Consider the following 6,346-nt stretch of genomic DNA (forward strand, 5'->3'; position numbering starts at 1 on the left):
CGATGCGCGTCTACCTCATTGTTTTTACGCCTGATTATGAGGGGATTCGTAAGCCTAGCTAGTAACGGAGTTTTAGTGTGAACAACCTATCAAATATCATCTAAATTTTGGTAATTATCCTTTCAATTACCTGAGAGAGTATTCAGGATTATTGAATAGACTTAAAATTAAAGAGAATTTAGCAGTTGATAAAGCCTAATGTGACGGATAATTAGTCGCTTGATGACTAATTATCCTGTAACTTGCTGATTTATAGTCAACTGAGAGTCTGATGTATATCACGTTTACCCTAAAATAATTCACTTAACATGGCGCTACTTTAATCATTCTTTCCAATACGATTGTTAAATATAAATACGTATTCCGATATTATTAAAAGGATAATTCCGATGAGTAGCGATATCATTAAAATTTCAAGAAATACTGAAAATGCACCAATTAATTCTGTATCTACACAAACGGTCGCTTTTTCTCATTATAATAACTTTTCTGCTCAACTGCCTGTTGACCCTAAAACAGGTGAAATAGTTATTGGAGATATTAAAGACCAAGCAGCACAATGCTTGAGTAATATTAAATCTATTGTTGAAAGCATTGACCATGTTATGGATGATGTCGTAAAGATCAATATTTTCGTTAAGAATATTTCTGATATCGATACTATTGATGAGGTTTACGCAAGCTTCTTCAACAACAGCCTGCCGACACGTACAGTCGTGGGTGTAGCTGCGCTACCGAACAGTGACGCTTTAGTTCAAATGGATGCTCTTATTTCAAACGGCGAAGGTACTAAACCACAAGCACCTTGCGCACTAGTTAAGGTCTCAAGAAATACAGATAATGCGCCTCAAAGTGCTGTATCGACGCAGACAGCGGCTTTTTCTCACTACAACAACCTTTCAGCTCAATTGCCTATCGATGTAAATACAGGTGAGTTGGTTTCAGGTGGTATCACAGAGCAAACGACACAATGTTTAGCAAACATTAAAACGATTCTAGAGAGTATCGGTCATGTCATGAATGATGTGGTTAAAACGACTATCTACGTGAAAAATATCGCAGATGCGGAAGTGGTAAATGAAGTATGTGCTAAATTCTTCCCAAGCTACGTTCCTGCTCGTACCGTTGTTAATGCTGCTGAACTACCAATGGGCGCTTTAATTCAAATTGATACATCCGTTTCACATGGTGACGGTACACCGCCGCAATTACCAGAAGACACTCGCTTACTGGTTATTGAAGCTAATAATACTGTTGCTGCACCATTCATGCCTTATTCGCACACCGTTGCTTTCTCTCACTACAATCATATTTCAGGCCAATTACCTTTAGACCCGAAAACAAATGAAATGGTTGCTGGTGGTGTAAAAGAGCAAGCGGAACAATGTTTACAAAATATTAAGGCGATCATTGAAAGTGTTGATCATTGTATGGACGATACTGTGAAAATTAATATTCAGCTTAAAAATGTTTCAGACATTGATACAGTGAACGAGGTCTACACAACATTCTTTAATGCTGAATTACCGGCAAGAACGGTGGTTGGGGTTTCAGAGATTCCTATGAATGCTCTAATTCAAATTGATGCAGTCGTTTCCAATTGCGAAGGTACACCACCACAAGATGTTATTGCTTAAACATAATTAAACCCACTTCAAACTAAGCGGTCAGATTGTCGGTGATGATCTGATCTGCTCCTTCTTTAAATTGTCGGCTTGTGCCGAACACTCTCATACCGTTAAAAATAGTTAGTTAAACGTTTAGCTAGCCTGAGCCCGAAGAAATGATCAATACTGGTGATTCGAACTACTGCTTGTCGAGTAGATATCGAAGATTTTGAACTGTATTGGAGATGCTTTTGAAAAAGTCATTAATTGTACTGGCGTTAGTTACTACATCTTGTTTCGCTGTTGATGATGAAGACCCTTGTAACGTTGAAGGTGGAGGGGTTACTGCAGGTTATCTGTGTGTCGAAGAGAAAATGAAAGTAGCAAACATCGATCTCAATAAAACATATCAAGAAGCCATTATGCGAATAGTCGAGGAAGAAGCCGAATTGCAAAAAATCGAGTTTCACATCGATCTAGAAGGACCTTTCCGAAGAGCTCAACAAGCTTGGTTGAAATACAGAGACGCAGATTGTGAATTTATAGGTCAAGCGTATACGCCTTCCGTTTGGGCCGGGGTTCAAATCGAAGAGTGTAAGCTAAGAATGATTTTAGAGCGTATCGAGTATTTTGAAGGTATCTATTCAGTTCCAGATTGAAGAAGCTTAAACTTGATTCTGGGTAATTAAGTTGGGGTTCATAGAAGCGATGTACCAAGAACCGAAAATAGAATTAGAATGTGAGAAAGAAAATTAAGTGTATGCAATTTCGAGTTATTTTATTGTTGTGCCTAGCGATAGTGGGGTGTTCATCTAATCAAGAGCTAACACCTGATCCGACAACTATCACGCTTTTTTATGGTGAGACGTCGATCTCGGCGGGTGTGTTAGAAGATAAAACATTTAATTCGGTTCTAGCCAATAGAAGAGAGAGTGTTACTTTCTCGGGCTCACTATCAAAACAAAACTCAGGTTACTTAGTTGATATCTTAGTGATCAGAGAAAATAGAGCACCACGTTCAAAGCGCCAATTAAACACCTTACTTCTTATGAAGCCGGGAGAGTTAGTGGATGTTGGCGGTGTGAACAATGATGTGTTCAGAGTCATTTTAGAGTAACAATCCCGAAGTAATCAATTAATGTAAAATTTTTCTTTACCTCAACCTAACTTCAAGTCTTAAGCTTCTCTTACCCAATAAGAAGGAGCTTATTATGCAAAATAACTACGTAAAAGAACTCGCCGTTAAAACTTACCAAGAAGAACTTCAGAAAGAGTACGTTAAATCTAAAGCTAGACCATTCCACGGCCCGAGTTTTATCGGCGGCGTACTGTTGTCAGTCGTGTTGGTTGGGTTGTTTTATTGACTTGAAAGCGTACAGGCCATTGAGATAACTTACTGCAGGATACTGATAGCCGAATTGTTGTGAAAGCTAAAATAATCAGAGGTACCGAGATAAACATAGTAACCTTAATTGCGTTATCTTCTACCGATGATTTGGCAAACTCACAGTAATACTGGCCAAATATATCCAGCGACTACCCATTCGACAGTAGCTTAGTGTAATTACACTAAACTATTCATTGCAGATTGCCTTGACCAGCCTTTATGTAGCTTTACTACCTCAGTGCTGATTCGTACTGGATGATTCTGCTAATACCTACAACAACGTTAGCTGTTGACGACTTTACGTCGCTATGAACTATGACTCTTCGTTAGTTTCCCCATCATCAATTATTGTTCAGTTAATTATACAGAACGACTCCCTCTTTTATTTAGTTTTATCCATCAAAATGTCCTGTTCTCCTTTCAATTGAGATTTCCCATCTATTCAGATAGTTGAGGTTAGGATTAGGTGTTTGCGTTAGGACTTAACTTACCCTCTAGCGTGCATTTGATTAAATTTATGGTTTGTTTCACTTCCAAACAGATTGGTTTCATCAAGGGTATGCAGTGATGTAACCCAGATAAAGTTGCTGATTTCAATCCCTCCCCATTAAATATCGCGATCACTGTCAGTTTTTTATAGCGTAAATAAATACTAAAAAAAGCGATGCTATCATTACCCCCCTGAAATGGCACTGTGGCGTAATTTGGTGGCTATTATGTTATGAAGTTGTCGGGATATTACGGGATGTACAATATGCGGTTAGTGGTGTTTTCGTGCATGATATTTATAAATTTGCACAATTACACTCAATTCAAGTAGATGACTATTAAGTGGTCAGATTTGTTTTTATTTGTGTGAATCTCATAAGTAAGAATACAATCATTCTGTTGCATCGCAAAATGCGATGCATATCACTTTGTTCGGGGTGCCGTGTTGTCTACTGTTAATTTACTTTGTCTGTTTTTTATTACATTACTAATAATATGCACATCATTTCATCTGAAGTCGTCGGAAGGTAAAAAAAAGCTATCTTTTGTTCAGCAAAGACTTGAACGAGAACAAAATAAACAAAGGCTCAAACGTTTTTTCTGTGAAGAAACAGATTTACCTAACATCAACTATATTCAAGAAAAATTATTAAGAACAAACAGAAGTACCTACAAGATCATGCATGTAATCTGTGTTGGGAGATCTGCAGATTTCTATAAGTTTTTCGATTCAAAAACTAGTCGAATAGTTAAAACAGAATTACATCACTACCTAAGTGAGACACTTTCACCAAGGGTTATCGGTTTGTTTGAAGACAAATACATTGTTCTTGTATTTGAAAGCGATACTCCCTGGGAAGAAAAAAAAATCCTTGAGCAGCAACAAAAAATTCAATTCTCTTTGCCTCATGAAAAGAAAGTAGGCGATAAAACCCTAACTTTTGATTATTCTCTTGCTAGCATGATCCTATCTAATTTTGATAAACCCCAAGATAAAAATCAGTTGTTTAGAAGAATGGCTTACAGTGTTAAAAAGTCACTTCAATCTATTGATGGTGCCTACATATATAACATTAATGACTATGAAAAAAACGTTAGAACCCGTTCGGTAATCCAAGCTTTACATCACGATATAAAAAAGGGAGGGACTCAGTTCGAGCTTTTTTATCAACCCGTCGTTTATAGTATGAATACTTCTAAAGAGTACCTTTGGGAAATATTGCTTAGGTGGAAACGCACAGAGTTCGGAGGTCCTGGTGTATTTATGCCATTATTGGCAACGGAGCCGCACCTACATTACTCATTAACCATTATAATTTTTAAAAAAATAATTGAATACGCAAAAAACACTCAAGATACACTTCCTAATATCAGTGTTAACATTAGTCATGCAGATTTAAGTATCGTTGACTTTTATGATGATGTAATGGAATTAACCAAATTAGTTCCAGAGTTAAGAAGTAAGATAGTATTTGAAACAGTTGAATATAGTGAGGGTCTTTTACATAGTTATGCTAAAGAAAATATAATTGCTCTTAAAGGGGCAGGTTTTCGATTTGCTATTGATGATTTTGGATGTGGTTACTCCAATTTTAACCTTTTATCAGAAAAATATTTTGATTTTATTAAGCTAGATAAGTCGTTACTACAAAAATGTCAGGAAGATATTGTGGCCAATGAGACACTTAAGTTTATGGTTAAGCTATCTGAGCGTATTGATGTAACCTTGATTGTCGAAGGCGTTGAAAATCCTCAACATCTACGACTACTTCCAAAAAAATCTAACATCTTATTCCAAGGCTTTCACTTTTCCAAACCAAGAAGGTTAATTAGCAATGTGAAAACAGGTTGATATATGTATGGATAATAATATGTGAAGGGCTGTAAATGACATTAAACAAAATCGAATTCGTTAACTAATTTAAGAGTATTACTATTTTAATATTTTTAAATCTCAACAAATAATAGAGATCCATTTAAATGAAAATGAAAATGATGATACCAATTTTGTGCGTTCTGGCCTTATCAGCTTGTGGTGGCGGCGGTGATGGTGGGAGTAATCCGACAATTCACAAAAAAGCTACTGGAAAAGTAATCGATGGTTATATTGTTGGCGCTACCGTTTTTCTAGATATAAATAATGATGGTAAGTATAACGCAAACACTGAACCTAGAGCTTTAACTACAAAAGGTGGTAGTTATGAGTTTGACCTAAATGAAACCCAAGATAAATGCCTTGGTTATGCTCCAACGATAGTAGATGTTCCTGTTGGCGCTATTGATGAAGATTTGGGGCCTGTGAAAAATGCTTATCGTATGGTCTTACCCCCTGAATTTAAAGAACAGGTCGATTTCAAAAACCGTTTTATCACCCCTTTAACTTCATCTTTATGGGCGACAGTAGAAACCAGTAATGGTAAAAGTAACTATACGTGTCAGGATCTAATGAGCGATATAGAAAAACAAACTAAACAGGCCCAAGCGTTAGAGCATGCTCTTACAGAAACAATTCGCACATATAATATTTCTGAGGCTAAAATTTATGGTGACTTTATTGCATCTGAAGATAGTGACCTTGCCTTAAAGGCCCAAAATATCGTAACAGGTCTAAAGAAATCGTTCACAGATACAAAAGATTTACAACAAACCAACCCCAATAGCTATGTGCAAGTTCATTACTACTTCAAAGATGAAAACGGCGCTAGGAATTGGTATAAAAAGGTTTATATTTCTTCTCTAGGTACTAATCAATCAGCAAAGCAAACAACCACAAAAATGAGCGATGATTTGTTAACAGAGGTGGAAGTGTGATCCGCACCAGAAGTTTTGGACACTGAGTTAAGTGAGTACAATCACTAACGAG

General features: G+C 36.7%; 6 protein-coding genes. All 6 read left to right on the forward strand.

What is annotated here, in order from left to right; genetic code table 11:
* Nucleotides 1-389 precede the first annotated feature (389 nt).
* The 6 genes from AB6E08_RS22435 (at nucleotide 390) to AB6E08_RS22460 (ending at nucleotide 6,294) form a co-directional block, all read left to right on the forward strand.
* Nucleotides 390-1,637, forward strand: coding sequence for a RidA family protein (locus tag AB6E08_RS22435; RefSeq protein ID WP_372063377.1), 1,248 nt, complete (start codon nucleotides 390-392; stop codon nucleotides 1,635-1,637).
* A 215-nt stretch (nucleotides 1,638-1,852) separates the two neighbouring features.
* On the forward strand, nucleotides 1,853-2,266 hold the full coding sequence (locus AB6E08_RS22440; protein ID WP_017099012.1) for a lysozyme inhibitor LprI family protein: 414 nt from the start codon (nucleotides 1,853-1,855) through the stop codon (nucleotides 2,264-2,266).
* A gap of 101 nt (nucleotides 2,267-2,367) precedes the next feature.
* Entirely contained in the window at nucleotides 2,368-2,724 is a 357-nt protein-coding gene (locus AB6E08_RS22445) for a hypothetical protein (RefSeq protein WP_017099011.1), read from the forward strand.
* Nucleotides 2,725-2,818: 94 nt separating this feature from the next.
* Complete coding sequence (locus AB6E08_RS22450; protein ID WP_017099010.1) at nucleotides 2,819-2,971, forward strand: hypothetical protein; 153 nt, start codon at nucleotides 2,819-2,821, stop codon at nucleotides 2,969-2,971.
* Nucleotides 2,972-3,925: 954 nt separating this feature from the next.
* Entirely contained in the window at nucleotides 3,926-5,335 is a 1,410-nt protein-coding gene (locus AB6E08_RS22455; protein ID WP_372063380.1) for an EAL domain-containing protein, read from the forward strand.
* 128 nt (nucleotides 5,336-5,463) lie between these two features.
* Nucleotides 5,464-6,294 carry a hypothetical protein gene (locus AB6E08_RS22460; protein WP_371705131.1) on the forward strand — a complete coding sequence of 277 codons (831 nt, stop codon included), beginning with the start codon at nucleotides 5,464-5,466 and terminating at the stop codon, nucleotides 6,292-6,294.
* Nucleotides 6,295-6,346: the final 52 nt, after the last annotated feature.

Origin of the sequence: Vibrio sp. 10N.247.310.24 (assembly GCF_041467175.1) — a bacterium.
Taxonomy (GTDB): domain Bacteria; phylum Pseudomonadota; class Gammaproteobacteria; order Enterobacterales; family Vibrionaceae; genus Vibrio; species Vibrio tasmaniensis_A.

What these genes read in the sequence shown, in the direction of transcription:
- AB6E08_RS22435 (WP_372063377.1), top strand. Translation starts at nt 390, where the DNA reads ATGAGTAGCGATATCATTAAAATTTCAAGAAATACTGAAAATGCACCA.
- AB6E08_RS22440 (WP_017099012.1), top strand. Translation starts at nt 1,853, where the DNA reads ATGCTTTTGAAAAAGTCATTAATTGTACTGGCGTTAGTTACTACATCT.
- AB6E08_RS22445 (WP_017099011.1), top strand. Translation starts at nt 2,368, where the DNA reads ATGCAATTTCGAGTTATTTTATTGTTGTGCCTAGCGATAGTGGGGTGT.
- AB6E08_RS22450 (WP_017099010.1), top strand. Translation starts at nt 2,819, where the DNA reads ATGCAAAATAACTACGTAAAAGAACTCGCCGTTAAAACTTACCAAGAA.
- AB6E08_RS22460 (WP_371705131.1), top strand. Translation starts at nt 5,464, where the DNA reads ATGAAAATGAAAATGATGATACCAATTTTGTGCGTTCTGGCCTTATCA.